Genomic DNA, 12,564 nt, shown 5'->3' with positions numbered 1-12,564 from the left:
TCAGGCTCCTCTTTCATCAATCGGTCGTTTTTACGAGGAAGCGCATGCGCTCTTCCTCGGTCACGGTGGGTTTCAGACGTTCTTCCTCGTCGGTGACGACGGGGATCGCCGCGATCAGGGCGCGGGTATAGGGATGCGACGGCGCAGCAAAGACCGCCGACGTCACGCCCTCCTCGACAATCTCGCCGCGCAGCATGATGGCGATGCGCGAACAGAAATTGCGCATCAGCGACAGGTCGTGCGAGATCATCAGATAGGTCAGGCCAAGCTCCTCGCGCAGCTGCAGGAGAAGGTCGATCACCGTCTTCTGCACCGAAACATCGAGTGCCGCCGTCGGCTCGTCGAGAATGAGGATTTTCGGCTCTGCCGCGAGCGCACGGGCAATCGCCACGCGCTGCTTCTGCCCGCCGGAAAGCTCGTGCGGATATTTGCCGAGATAGGATTGCGGTAGCCGCACCAGCCCCAACAGTTCCTGCATCCGGTTTTCCCGCGCCTGGCCGTCCATGCCGATGGATTTCAACGGCAGGGCAAGCGTCTGTTTCACCGTGCGCTTCGGATTGAGCGAGGTGCCGGGATTTTGATAGACGATCTGCGTCAACCGCTTGCCGCGCTCAGGCGCCGGGGCGTCGATGACAAGATTGCCAGACGTGGGACGCGAAAGGCCCATGATCATGCGGGCAACCGAGGTCTTGCCGGAACCGGATTCACCCGCAAGGCCAAAAACCTCGCCTTGCTTCAGCGTCAGATTCACGTCACGCACGGCATGGTAGCCATTGCGTCTGCCGTAAATCTTGTTCAGGCCTTCGATGGTGATGATCGGCTGCCGCGTGCTTTGCGCGAGATCCGTGACACGTGAGCCATAGAGCGGCGGCACCGCATCCAGCAGCGAACGCGTATAATCCGCAGCGGGAGCATGCAGGATTTGCGTGCACGGACCGGTCTCGACGATATCGCCATGATGCATGACCACGACCCGGTCCGCCACCTTGCGCACGACGCCGAGATTGTGGGTGATCATCAGCAGCGCCATGTTTTCTTCGGCCACCAGCTGGTTGATGAGGTTAAGGATTTCATCCTGCGTCGTCACGTCAAGCGCCGTGCCCGGCTCATCGGCGATCAGGAGCTTTGGCTGATGCAGCAGCGCAAGCCCAATCAGCACACGCTGGCGCATGCCGCCCGAAAGCTCGGACGGATAGGCATTCATCACCCGCTCGGTATCGGCAAGCTGCACCCGGCGCAGAACCGCCGCAATGCGGGTGCGGCGCTCGGTCTTGGACGAGTTGATGCCATCGCGTTTGTCGGCAAAGCGCATGACATCATCGAGATGCGTTCCGATCTTGAAGACCGGATTGAAGGAAGACAGCGGGTCCTGCATGATCAGCGAAAACGCCGTTCCCTTCAGGGCCTCCCGTTCCCTGCGCGGCAGGGCAAGCACATCCCGGCCATCGATGATGATGGCGCCGGACGTGATCGCGGCATTCTTCGGCAGGGTGCCGATGATCGTCTTGGCGGTGACCGATTTTCCAGATCCGGTTTCGCCGATCAGCGCCACGCGTTCGCCCGCGGCAACCGTGAAGGCGACATCGCGCAGCACGTGGCGGGTGCGGCCGTAATTGGTAAAGGTGACGTTGAGGTTTTCGACCTTGAGAAGCGGTTCAGTCATGACTTTAGCTTTCCACGTCGAACATGTCACGCAGGCCGTCGCCCAGCAGGTTGAAACCCAGCGTCACGTAAAGCACGGCTGCACCGGGGCAGAGCACTTCCCACCAGAAATCCGGCATGAACTGGCGCCCGTCGGCAACCATCGAGCCAAGGTCGGGGGTCGGCGGCTTGACGCCGAAACCGAGGAAGCTCAGCGTCGCACCGAACAGGATGACAAAGGCGGCATCCAGCGTCGTCTTGACGGATATGACCGAGACGCAATTAGGCAGGATTTCGCGAAAGAGAATGTGCAGCGGACCGGCACCGGCAAGGCGCGCCGCCTCGATGTAATCCTCGGACGCGATGGACTTCGATACCGAATAGATCAGCCGCGCGTGCCAGGTCCACCACAGCAGCGTGATCGCGATCATGGCGTTCGTCAGCGTCGGTTCCAGAAGGTTGGAGACCGCCAGCGCCATGACGAGCGGCGGCATGGCCAGCATCACATTCGTCAGGCCACTGATGAGTTTTTCAGTCCAGCCGCCGAAATAACCGGCGATCAGGCCGAGCACCGTGCCGACGGGAACCGAAATACCGAGCACGCCGATGACGAGAAGGAGGGAAACACGCAGCCCGAAAATGGTACGGGAAAAGATATCGCGTCCGGCCTTGTCGGTGCCGAACCAGTGCTCCAGATCCGGCGGCATATGGCGGGCGCGGAAATCGACGACCGCGCCGATATGTTTCGGATAGGGCGTGAGCCATGGCGCAAAGATCGCCAGAACCAGCACCGATAACAGGATCAGTGAGCCGATGACCGCCGCCGGATTGCGGCTGAAACGATACCACATCATGTAACCGGCGCTTAAACCGCGATCGGTGGGTTCGAGCATTTTCATATCAGCCATCAGCGAGCCTCCTTGCGGCGCAGGCGCGGGTCGATGATCGAGATCAGGACATCCACGATCAGGTTCGCAACGATGAAGAACAGGCCGGCCACCAGCACCACGGCGGTCACGGCATTGAGGTCTTTCTGCAGGATGGCGTTCAGCCCGTAGGAGGCAAAACCACCCCAGGCGAAGACCATCTCGATCACGAAGGCATTGCCGATCAAGGACGCGAATTCGAGCCCCATGATCGTCAGCGGCGCGATGGAGGAGAGCTTCAAGAGATAACGGAAGATGATGACCCGCTCCGGCACGCCGAAGCTTTGCAGGGTCAGCACATGGTCCTTGCGCTGGTTCTCGATCATCGAGGAGCGAGTGATGCGGGTGATCTGGCCGATGCCTGCCATGGAAAGCGCAAAGGCCGGCAACGCGAGATGTTTCAGCGCATCCAGCACCACATCGAACCGTCCGGCCAGCATGCCGTCGATCAGGATGAAGCCGGTCGGACCGCCCTGCCAGCCGAGCCCGTGGTCAAGCCTGCCGATGATCGGCCAGCCGGAGAGAAACCTGGCGGCCAGCAATTGCAGCGTGATGGCGAAGAGAAAGCTCGGGATCGTGACCCCGGTGAGCGACAGGATGCGGCCGATATGATCAAGCGGCCGGTCGCGGTAATGCGCGGTGATGACGCCGAGCGGGATGGCGACGGCGAACATGAAGACGACCGAGACCAACACCAGCTCGACGGTGGCGGGAACAGTCTGCGCCAGATCGGTGGTGACGGGACGCTGGGACACCAGCGAGAAGCCGAGATCGCCATGCAGCGCATTGCCGATGTAGTCGACATATTGGACAGCCAGCGGCTTATCGAGACCCATCTCGCCGCGCAGCGCATCTACCTGTTCCTGCGTTGCCGCCGGGCCGAGCGCCATGCGGGCGGGATCTCCCGGCACTACGCGGGCCAACGCGAAAATCATGATGGACAAAGCGATCATGACCAGCACGAAAGCGCCGAGCCTGTTCAAAATCGCGACCAGCGGATGTTGCTGCATCGGTGGAACGTTCCTTGTGCATCAGTTGCCTGCGCACAATTTTTCACCGCATGTCGGTTTGAACAATTGCCGAAAGGTATAGTTTTTTGAAGAATGAGTATAGGTTTTTGAAATAAAAACCCCTATCCTTTTTCGAATGACGCTTCTGCCTCGGACGGAACTCTGCCACCGCATTGCCAGCGAAACCGCAGGCGTGATTTTTCTGCGCGCGCCTGCGGGTGCTGGAAAAAGCGTTCTGCTAGACATGCTGGCACAGGAACTGGGAACAGAGGTGTGCCGGACGCACCAGCCACGAAGCGACGATGCGGCAAAGGGCTGGCTGCTGTGGGATGTGCCGGTCTTCGCGCGTGCGGTGCGCATGCCCGCCCCTGTTCTTGAAGCCGTGCGTTTCGTCGTCATCGCCTGCCGGCCGGATCAACGCATCAGCGGGCTGGCGCGGCAGATCCTGCATCGCGGTTCGCTCACCATCGGTTCGAACGACCTGACCTTGGGTGAGGATGAGGCGGACCACCTTCCACCGGAACAGAAGCGTCTGGTGCTTGACGACTATGCGGGGTGGCCGGCCTTCCTGTCCCTCGCCCGCCAGGCCGACGAGAAACTTTGCGCCGACTATCTGCGGGAAAACTATCTGCCGCATCTCTCTCCCGCCCAGACGGTGGAACTTTCATTCTGGCTCGAAAATCCGTCGGCAGAGCCCAAAGCGGACTGGACGGAGCTTTTGCCACCCTTCCTGAGCGCGAACGCGGAAAAACACGGCACGCTGATACGGCTTCTGACGCTGGCGGCGAAAGAACGCCTCACGACATTGCAAGCCGGCAGCGCCGTGGTGGAGGTTGCCTCGGCTTTCGAAAAGGCCGGGCGTTCGCTGGCCGCCATGGCCATGTTGCTCGACCGTGGTTATGAGACCCATGCCGCCCAAATCCTCGAGCGCGCTGATGGTCGTGAACTGATCTACAGGAGCAGCGTCGACCGGTTCCGCGAGATCATCATGCGGTTTTCGCAGGATATGATTGCGGCGAATGAAACCGTACTCTTCGCCGTCACCCGCGCGCTGCTGAAGCAGGGTGAATTGCAGCGCGTGCGCCATCTGCTCGGCAAGAGCCTGGGATCGGATTATCTCGATCCGCTCAAGGTGCTGGCCCGCGGCTCGCGTTTTTCCTTCGCAGCCCGCACCTTCCGCCTGAACCTGATGATTGCCGAAGACCTGACCCCGAATGACGCGGTGATAACGCGTCTGGGGGAATTCATGGCCGATTATCCCATGGACGATCACGGCAAATGGGCAGCTTATTACAACGCGCTGCTCGAATTCGAAATCCGCCGCCGCAATTTTCGCGAAGCCGAAGCGGCTGCCGCCCGTGCGCTCATCTATCTGCGCAAGATGGGCGGGCAGCCGCTGCTCGAATTCTTCATCCATCTGCACCAGATTGTGCTGCGGCTAATGAGCGGCGATGTGCTTCTGGCCCGCCGGGCGGCGCAGGACGCCCGCGCACGGCTGGAGCAGGTGGCGCATGATGCAGAGCAGGAGTTCCGGATGCTGCGGCTCGCCGAAGCCTGCCTCGCCTATGAGGCGGGAAAGCCCCGCGACCTGCTGCATTTCGTTGAGCATGAATTCGATCACTTCGCCGCTGCCGAAATCTGGCCAAGCCTGATGCAGTTTGCCCTGTTTTACGCCTCGCAGGTGTTGATCGACCATTTTCCGATGACCGTTCGTCCGGGCTTTCTCGATGGCCTGTGGATCCATCTTTCGGAGGGGCTGCAATTCCATGCGATGATGGAGATCAGGACGGCCATCGCCTATCAGAACGCCAACCGCTGGGCCGACGCCGCAGCCACCCTATCCGCAATCCGCATGCCCATGGGCCGCAACTGGGTGGAGAGCGCCCATGAAGACCTGTCCCGCCTGACACGCCGGGACGAAATCGCCTACGTGATGGCGTGGCTGCGCGATGCGGTGCATCTTTTCACGCCCCGCGCTTATCTTTCGCGGCAGATAGACGCGATGATCGCCAACCCCAAGGTAACCAACCGCGAGAAGGTCGCACTGAGAATCTGGCAGAGCTATACTGCGCACCAGCGCCGCGACAACGCCGCCGCCCGCGCCCATATCCTCATCGCTCTCGAATCTGCGACGCGTCTAGGCTGCAACGGCGTGCTGTCGGAAGAGCGCGTGTTCCTGTCACCGCTTCTGAACAATCGCCGCATTCGCAGTTTCATCGAAACCTCTTCCGATGTCCGTGCCGCGCTGTCGATTTTCGCCGCCTCGGTAAACTCCCCGCAGGCGCGCGCCCTGCATGGCGGGCTTTCGCAGCGGGAGGCGCAGATGCTGCAACTGCTGGCGAGCGGCATGTCAAACAAGAAGATCGCCCAGACGCTCAACATCTCGGAAGTGACGGTGAAGTTTCACCTCGGCAACCTGTTCCGCAAGCTGGATTGCAAACGCCGCGCGGAGGCGATCCGCGCGGCGAAAGCACTGGGCTGGCTATAGTGCTCAGCGGTTATTCTTCTTGCGCCATTCGGCAAAAGCCGTCTGGTGTTCTTCCTTGGTGCAGGGGTAAAGCCCGATGATCGTCTGGCCGGCCTTGACCTGTTCCACCACGAAATCCTCGTAAGCCGTCATTTCCACGGCCTCGGTCGCTACTTCATCGGCAATGCCCGCCGGGATGACAATGACGCAATCCGCATCACCGACGATGATGTCACCGGGGAAAACCGGTGCATCGCCGCAGCCAATCGGGCCGTTGATCTCGATCGCCTCGTGTTTGGTGAGGTTCGTGGGGCTGGAGGGGCGGGTGTGATAGGCCGGGATATCCAGCTCGGCGATCGTGGCCGCATCACGGAAACCGCCATCGCTGACGATGCCGGCACCGCCGCGAACCATCAGGCGGGTAACGAGAATATCACCGGCCGACGCAGCGCTGGCATCCTTGCGGCTGTCCATGACAAGTACGTGGCCCGGCGGGCAGGTTTCAATGGCGACGCGCTGCGGATGAGCGGGATTGCGGAATTCCACAAGCTGGTTGCGGTCTTCGCGGGCCGGCATGTAGCGCAGCGTGAAAGCTGGGCCCACCATATTCGTGCCCTTGTAGCCGAGCGGGCGAACGCCCTGAATGACCTGGTTTCGCAGGCCACGCTTGTAAAGCGCCGTCGCCAGTGTGGCGACGGAAATCGTCAGCAGTTTTTCGCGCGTTTCATTATTCATGGCTGTCTCCTCGCAATGGGCCGATGGATGTGTTTCAAGTCTTGTGAATGGGCTCGTCTATGAAGATGCCGCCCTGATATTTTGCAATCGCAGCCTCAGAATCGGGGCGCGGTACGTCGCGCTCGATTTCGGCCCGGTAGCGCGCAGCGTTGTCGCGCCGCTGCCAGCCGAGAAAATCGATATGGGAATTATCCCACCAGCTGTCGTCATTAGCCGAGACGCCCCAGATGACGGGGCATCCGAGTTTCGGTGCGCGGAACGTGGCTTCGATCAGCGAAACAAAGTCGCCATAGCTCAGCCAGGTCGACAACATCCGCCAGTTCGAGGGTTTCTCGTCACAGGAGCCGATGCGCACGATGGCCGTCTCCTGACCAAATTTGGAGTGGTAAAGGCTTGCAATGGCCTCCCCGAAAATCTTCGAGACACCATAGAGGCCATCAGGCAGAAAGGGCGTATCCGGACCAAGCTGCTGACCCTGCGGATAATAACCGATCGTGTGGTTGCTGGAGGCGAAAAGAATGCGGGGGCTGCCGTGTGCCCTCGCCGCCTCGTAGAGATTGTAGACACCACGCAGATTGGCGGCCTCTATGGGGTCAAAGGCCCTCTCGACGGAAACACCGCCGAGATGAACGATACCGTCGCAATCCTTGACCAGATCACGAACGGCCTGCTCGTCCTCCAGCGCGCAGCGGACCAGTTCTTCGTGAGGCGCTGGCGAACCGAGATCAACGACGTCGGACAGGCGAATGGTTTCGGCAACATGGCCAAGCCGCCCGCGCAACATGCTGCCCAGCTTTCCGCCGGCACCGGTGATGAGCAATCGCTTCAACATGACGGTGCCTCTTAGAAAATATCCGGCTCACCGGCGGAGCGCCCGAAATCCGTCTGCAGGAAGTCGAAGTCGCAACCCTGATCGGCCTGCGTCACGTGCTTGGAGAAGAGATATCCGTAACCGCGTTCATAACGCGGCACAGGCACCTGCCATGCCGCCCGACGCTGAGCGATCTCTTCTTCGCTGACCAGCATATCGAGGCGACGCTGCGGCAGGTCGAGGCGGACGATATCGCCGGTTTTCAGCAGTGCCAGCGGGCCGCCGACGAAGCTTTCCGGCGCAACATGTAACACGCAGGCGCCATAGGAGGTGCCGGACATGCGTGCATCGGAAATGCGCAGCATGTCGCGGTGGCCCTTTTTGATCAGCGCCTTGGGAATGGGCAACATGCCCCATTCCGGAAAGCCGGGACCGCCGAGCGGACCGGCGTTGCGCAGCACCAGCACATGGTCGGGCGTCACATCGAGATTCTCATCGTCGATGGCGGCCTTCATTTCGGGGTAGCTGTCAAACACCAGCGCCGGTCCCTGATGCACATGGAGTTTGGGATCGCAGGCAGCAGGCTTGATGACGGCGCCATCAGGGCAGAGATTGCCACGCAAGACGGCAAGCGATCCTTCTGCATAGACCGGATTATCGAGCGAGCGGATGACGTCGTCATTATAGACTTTCGCGCCCTCGAGGTTTTCGCCCATGCTGCGGCCGGTGACGGTCAGCACCGAACAGTCGAGACGGCTTTCCAGCTGCTTCATCAGCGCCCGCAGACCACCGGCATAATAGAAGTCCTCCATCAGATAGTCTTTGCCGGAAGGACGGACATTGGCGATGAGTGGCGTGACGCGGCCAAGCTCGTCCAGCTCATCCAGCGTCATTGGCACACCGGCGCGGCGCGCCATGGCGATGAGGTGCACGACGGCATTGGTGGAACAACCCGTCGCCATTGCGACGATGGCGGCATTACGGAACGCTGCCGCTGTCAGGATATGGTTCGGCGTCAGGTCTTCCGAAACCATCTCGACGATGCGGCGGCCACAGGCAGCGGACATGCGCTGATGCTCGGCATCGACAGCCGGAATGGAGGAGGCACCCGGCAGCGTGATGCCAAGCGCATCAGCAATGGCCGTCATGGTCGAGGCCGTACCCATGGTCATGCACACGCCGGCAGAGCGGGCGATGCCACCTTGCACGCCGCGCCACTCCTCATCGGTGACGTTACCGGCGCGGCGTTCGTCCCAATATTTCCAGGCATCCGAGCCAGAGCCCAGAACCTTGCCTGCATAGTTGCCCCGCAGCATCGGGCCGGCCGGCAGATAGATCATCGGCACACCGGCCGAGATTGCCCCCATGACGAGACCGGGCGTGGTCTTGTCGCATCCGCCCATCAGCACCACGCCATCAAGCGGATGCGAGCGGATCATTTCTTCCGTCTCCATCGCCAGCATGTTGCGGTAAAGCATCGATGTCGGCTTGGTGAAGCTTTCATCGACCGATAGCGATGGCATTTCGACGGGGAAGCCTCCCGCCTGCAACACGCCGCGCTTCACATCCTTCACCCTTTCAGGGAAATGCGAGTGACAGGTGTTCAACTCCGACCAGGTATTGAGAATACCAATGACAGGCTTGCCAACAAAATCCTCCTCCGCATAACCAAGCTGCATCATGCGAGAGCGGTGGCCGAAGCTGCGCAGGTCGTCGGGTGCGAACCAGCGGTCGGAGCGGAGTTTTTTATCGGTCATGTCAATGGTCCTGCGTTGCGGGTTGCGCCAAAGGCTGTCAGTCCTGCCGGAGCGTCAGCCCGCTCGTCGTATCGAAAACATGGGCGTGTTGAAGCGGCGCCGACAGGCGTATGACTTCGCCCGCCGATGTCGAGGTCTGGCCGGAAAGATGCAGCGTCACCGGGGTGCCGTCACCGAGATTACCGTAGAGATAGGACTCGCCGCCCAGCTGCTCGGCGGTACGAACCGACATCGTCAACGCCCCGCCTTCGCCCGGCTCCACATGGTTCGGGCGAATGCCGAGCGTCACCTTCTGGCCGGGCTTGTAAGAAAAGCCCGTCTGCGGCAGCGGGAGAGTCTCGCCCGTTGCGATTTTGAGAGCAGGCGTTGCGTCCGAGGTCACTTCCCCTGCAAAGAAATTCATCTTCGGCGAGCCGATGAAGCCTGCCACGAAAATATTGGCCGGGCGGTTATAGAGATCAAGCGGCACGCCGAACTGTTCAAGCTTGCCGGCGCGCAGAACAGCAATCTTGTCGGCCATGGTCATGGCCTCCACCTGATCATGCGTCACATAAATCATGGTGTTGCCGAGACGCCGGTGCAGACTGGAAATTTCACCACGCATATCGACGCGCAGCTCTGCGTCGAGGTTGGAAAGCGGCTCATCGAAGAGGAACACGCGGGGTTCACGCACAACGGCGCGGCCGATGGCGACGCGCTGGCGCTGACCGCCCGACAGGTCCTTGGGGCGACGCTCCAGAAGTTGGTCGATCTGCAGCATCTTCGCCACCTGACCGATCTTCTCGGCGACTTCCTTTTTGGGGGTGCCGATATTCTCAAGCCCGAAAGACAGGTTTTCGCGCACCGTCATATGCGGATAAAGCGCGTATGACTGAAACACCATGGCGAGGCCACGGTCCGCCGCCGGCACCGTGTTGACCACATCGCCGCCGATGACGATATCGCCGCCAGTCAATTCCTCGAGGCCCGAGATCATGCGCAGCAGGGTCGACTTGCCGCAGCCGGATGGACCGACGAAAACGCAGAACTCGCCATGTTTGATATCGAGATCGATACCCTTGATCACATCGAGTGCGCCATATGTCTTTTTGACCTGACGAAGCTGAATACTTGCCATTGTCGTATTTCCTCCCTGAGGATTATTTGCCGCCCGTGGACGCAATGCCGGTGGCGATATATTTTTGCAGGAACATGAAGACCAGCGCGATAGGAGCGAGTGTCAGCACCGTCATCGCCAGAAGGTTGCTCCATTCCGTCGTCATCTCTCCCTGGAAGGAGTTGAGCGCCAGCTGCAGGGTGAAGTTGTCGTTGCGGGTCAGCACGATCAGCGGCCAGAGGAAGTCATTCCAGCGCCACATGATCGCAAGGATCGCGAGAACCGCAAGCGCCGGTGCGGAAAGTGGCAGGATGATGCGCCAGTAGATTTTCCACTCACTGGCCTTGTCCATACGCGCCGCATCGAGAATTTCATCCGGGATCGTCAGCATATATTGCCGCAGCAGGAAGACACCTGTCGGTGTTGCCGCGCCGGGAATGATGACGCCCCAGAGACTGTTGATCAAACCGAGTTGGCTGGTGATAAGAAACAGCGGCACAAGCACGACGGTCTGCGGGATCATCAGCGTGCCGACCACCAACGCCAGCACGACACCCCTGCCCTTGAACTGATATTTCGACAGCGCAAAGGCCGCCATGGAATTGACGATCAGCATGATGATGGTCGATGTCACCGTGATGAAGGTCGAGTTCCAGAAATAGAGCGGGAAATTGAAGCGCTGGAACAGCTCGGTATAGTTCTCCGTCGCCAGCGCCACCTTTTCAGCCGGCTTCAGCTCGTTGAACTGCATCTTCAAGACTTCAGTCGGTTTGGCCGGATCAACCACCTGGGCCACGAGGCCGATGCGTCTGATCATGCCAAACTTGCGGCCATCCTTGTCCACATAGGCCGGAAGTGGCGCCGCCTGCCCGTCGACGGCAACGGTTTCCTGGCTATAGGGCAGAAGCCGTGGCGGGAAACGCTGAAGATCGGCTTCAGTTTTGAACGATGAGAGCACCAGCCAGACGACGGGACCGAACATCATCAGCACAGCAACGCCGAGATAAGCGTAAGACAGCCAGTCGGTCCAGTGCAGCTTGCCATTACGGCCGCGGGTACGGGTCAGAAATGCGCCAATTCTAGCCATCGACCTTGCTCCTGTTTGCCCGGAATTGCAGGGCGGTCAGCACCACGAGGACCACGGCGAGCAGCAGCGAAGCGGCAGCAGCAAGGCCGAAATTGCGGGGCGTCCCGGCAAAGCCGGTCTGATAGATGAATTGAATGATGAAGGTCGTCGCCGAACCGGGACCCCCGCCGGTAAAGGCAAAGACTTCATCGAAAGTCTGCACGCCCTTGATGACCGACAGGACGAGAACAACGAGCATGGTGGGTGCAAGCAGCGGTAGGGTAATGCGCCGGAAGATGCGCCACGGGCTTGCCTTGTCGAGCTGCGCCGCCTCATAGACATCACGCGGGATTGCCTGAAGGCCGGCCAGAAGAATAAGCGTGTAAAAGCCCATATGCGCCCAGACCGACAGGAAGACCGACCAGCCGAAGGCGAGATTGGCCTCGAGCAACCAGTCTACCGAACCGAGTCCGAGGCCTTCCATCGCTGCATTGAGCACACCGAAACGCTGGAGAATCCACTTCCAGATCAGCGCCACGACGACGGGCGACAACAGAACCGGGAAGAAGAATACTGCACGAAAAAAGCCGCGCGCCCTTATATCGCGGTTGAGCACGATAGCCGTGATCAGCGAAAAGCCGACCATGAAACCCACCTGCAGCACAACGAAGAACAACGTGTTCCAGACGGAGCGCCAGAACAGGTCGCGCGCACAGGAATTGGGATCAAGGTAATTCTGACAGGAAAGAAGGACCGAAAAGTTTTCGCCGCCCACCGAAGGGCGCTCGGAAAGCAATATGTGTTCGCTGCCGGTCACGGAATAGGCCATGTTCAGCAGGATCGGCAGGAAAGCGAAGACCGCGAACAGGATCAGGTTGGGTGTCAGAAACACCCAAGCAATCCGCCTGTGGCCAAGAACCTTCTGCAGGAAGGAAAAAGGCAATTCGACGATGCCCATCACGGGCGCAAGAAATTTATACATGAGGGGTCCTCCTTCGATCCGGCGCGGGGGGGGGGGGGGGGCGGCCCCGCCGGGGCGGGAACGGCGAGGACGG

The 12,564-nt window shown here is 60.3% G+C and carries 10 protein-coding genes; 1 reads left to right on the top strand and 9 read right to left on the bottom strand.

Annotated features, from left to right (window positions below; all coding sequences use genetic code 11):
* Window positions 1–16: 16 nt before the first annotated feature.
* The 3 genes from nikE to FCH38_RS22895 are packed head-to-tail and all read right to left on the bottom strand — an operon-like array spanning window position 17 to window position 3,577.
* Entirely contained in the window at window positions 17–1,663 is a 1,647-nt protein-coding gene (gene nikE, locus FCH38_RS22905; protein ID WP_174375272.1) for a nickel ABC transporter ATP-binding protein NikE, read from the bottom strand.
* A 4-nt stretch (window positions 1,664–1,667) separates the two neighbouring features.
* Complete coding sequence (locus FCH38_RS22900) at window positions 1,668–2,549, bottom strand: ABC transporter permease (RefSeq protein WP_020011940.1); 882 nt, start codon at window positions 2,547–2,549, stop codon at window positions 1,668–1,670.
* Window positions 2,549–3,577 (bottom strand): ABC transporter permease, encoded by a 1,029-nt coding sequence (locus tag FCH38_RS22895; RefSeq protein WP_174375271.1) that lies wholly within the window; start codon window positions 3,575–3,577, stop codon window positions 2,549–2,551. The genes FCH38_RS22900 and FCH38_RS22895 overlap by 1 nt, the downstream gene beginning before the upstream one ends.
* Before the next feature lie 136 nt (window positions 3,578–3,713).
* On the opposite strand from FCH38_RS22895, the gene FCH38_RS22890 reads away from it, so the two are divergent.
* A complete protein-coding gene (locus tag FCH38_RS22890; protein WP_174375270.1) occupies window positions 3,714–6,065 on the top strand; it encodes a helix-turn-helix transcriptional regulator in 2,352 nt (783 codons plus the stop codon).
* 3 nt (window positions 6,066–6,068) lie between these two features.
* Here FCH38_RS22890 and FCH38_RS22885 read toward each other — a convergent pair whose 3' ends face one another.
* The 6 genes from FCH38_RS22885 to FCH38_RS22860 are packed head-to-tail and all read right to left on the bottom strand — an operon-like array spanning window position 6,069 to window position 12,491.
* Entirely contained in the window at window positions 6,069–6,779 is a 711-nt protein-coding gene (locus tag FCH38_RS22885; RefSeq protein ID WP_149899243.1) for a ribonuclease activity regulator RraA, read from the bottom strand.
* Between the two features lie 34 nt (window positions 6,780–6,813).
* Window positions 6,814–7,611 carry an NAD-dependent epimerase/dehydratase family protein gene (locus tag FCH38_RS22880; protein ID WP_149899244.1) on the bottom strand — a complete coding sequence of 266 codons (798 nt, stop codon included), beginning with the start codon at window positions 7,609–7,611 and terminating at the stop codon, window positions 6,814–6,816.
* Window positions 7,612–7,622: 11 nt separating this feature from the next.
* On the bottom strand, window positions 7,623–9,347 hold the full coding sequence (gene araD, locus FCH38_RS22875; RefSeq protein ID WP_174375269.1) for an L-arabinonate dehydratase: 1,725 nt from the start codon (window positions 9,345–9,347) through the stop codon (window positions 7,623–7,625).
* A 37-nt stretch (window positions 9,348–9,384) separates the two neighbouring features.
* Complete coding sequence (locus tag FCH38_RS22870) at window positions 9,385–10,464, bottom strand: ABC transporter ATP-binding protein (protein ID WP_153514724.1); 1,080 nt, start codon at window positions 10,462–10,464, stop codon at window positions 9,385–9,387.
* Window positions 10,465–10,486: 22 nt separating this feature from the next.
* Window positions 10,487–11,530 carry a carbohydrate ABC transporter permease gene (locus FCH38_RS22865; protein ID WP_149899247.1) on the bottom strand — a complete coding sequence of 348 codons (1,044 nt, stop codon included), beginning with the start codon at window positions 11,528–11,530 and terminating at the stop codon, window positions 10,487–10,489.
* Window positions 11,523–12,491: a carbohydrate ABC transporter permease gene (locus tag FCH38_RS22860; RefSeq protein ID WP_004438359.1), complete on the bottom strand. Its 969-nt coding sequence runs from the start codon at window positions 12,489–12,491 to the stop codon at window positions 11,523–11,525. The genes FCH38_RS22865 and FCH38_RS22860 overlap by 8 nt, the downstream gene beginning before the upstream one ends.
* Between the last annotated feature and the right edge of the window lie 73 nt (window positions 12,492–12,564).

The organism is Agrobacterium tumefaciens, assembly GCF_013337285.1.
Classification (GTDB): domain Bacteria; phylum Pseudomonadota; class Alphaproteobacteria; order Rhizobiales; family Rhizobiaceae; genus Agrobacterium; species Agrobacterium burrii.
This window is presented reverse-complemented; position numbering and strand designations above follow the sequence as displayed.

Coding starts and splice junctions, on each gene's coding strand:
- FCH38_RS22880 (WP_149899244.1), bottom strand. CDS start 7,611: ATGTTGAAGCGATTGCTCATCACCGGTGCCGGCGGAAAGCTGGGCAGC.
- FCH38_RS22860 (WP_004438359.1), bottom strand. CDS start 12,491: ATGTATAAATTTCTTGCGCCCGTGATGGGCATCGTCGAATTGCCTTTT.
- araD (WP_174375269.1), bottom strand. CDS start 9,347: ATGACCGATAAAAAACTCCGCTCCGACCGCTGGTTCGCACCCGACGAC.
- FCH38_RS22870 (WP_153514724.1), bottom strand. CDS start 10,464: ATGGCAAGTATTCAGCTTCGTCAGGTCAAAAAGACATATGGCGCACTC.
- FCH38_RS22865 (WP_149899247.1), bottom strand. CDS start 11,530: ATGGCTAGAATTGGCGCATTTCTGACCCGTACCCGCGGCCGTAATGGC.
- FCH38_RS22890 (WP_174375270.1), top strand. CDS start 3,714: ATGACGCTTCTGCCTCGGACGGAACTCTGCCACCGCATTGCCAGCGAA.
- FCH38_RS22895 (WP_174375271.1), bottom strand. CDS start 3,577: ATGCAGCAACATCCGCTGGTCGCGATTTTGAACAGGCTCGGCGCTTTC.
- FCH38_RS22885 (WP_149899243.1), bottom strand. CDS start 6,779: ATGAATAATGAAACGCGCGAAAAACTGCTGACGATTTCCGTCGCCACA.
- nikE (WP_174375272.1), bottom strand. CDS start 1,663: ATGACTGAACCGCTTCTCAAGGTCGAAAACCTCAACGTCACCTTTACC.
- FCH38_RS22900 (WP_020011940.1), bottom strand. CDS start 2,549: ATGGCTGATATGAAAATGCTCGAACCCACCGATCGCGGTTTAAGCGCC.